This is a genomic window from Mycobacterium sp. NGS48, from assembly GCF_059812585.1.
The window spans coordinates 1-445 of sequence record NZ_JCALCY010000051.1; the positions used below are offsets into that span (position 1 = coordinate 1).

At 71.9% G+C, this 445-nt stretch carries 1 protein-coding gene; it reads left to right on the forward strand.

Annotated elements, in window-relative coordinates:
• Positions 1-2: 2 nt before the first annotated feature.
• Positions 3-445 (forward strand): glutamate-cysteine ligase family protein (locus tag AC5Y42_RS23615; protein WP_499900985.1); only part of this gene is annotated, 443 nt, incomplete at its 3' end.

Sequence of the window (445 nt, forward strand, 5' to 3'; positions counted from 1 at the left end):
ATATGGCGTTTGCCGTCGCGTCGCAGTTGGATGACACGCGCCTCGCCGACGGTGAGCTGACCAGTGCGTCGGCTGCGGCGCGCTACATCACCGACACCTGCCTGTGCGATGCCCCGCTGGGCCGCGTCGGCCTGGAGATCGAGGCGCATTGTTTTGACCCGCTCGAGCCGCGCCGCAGGCCCGGTTGGGGCGAGATCACCGAGGTGATCGCGTCGCTTCCAGCACTGCCGGGGGCCAGCGCGGTCACCGTCGAACCCGGTGGCGCGGTGGAGTTGTCCGGCCCGCCGCTGCCCGATGTGGTCTCGGCGATCGAGGCGATGCACGCGGACCAGGGCGTGCTGCGGGCCGCGTTCGCTGGGGCCGGGCTGGGTCTGGTGCTACTGGGAGCCGACCCGCTGCGGCCGGCCAAGCGGGTCAATCCGGGCGCGCGCTATGGCGCCATGGA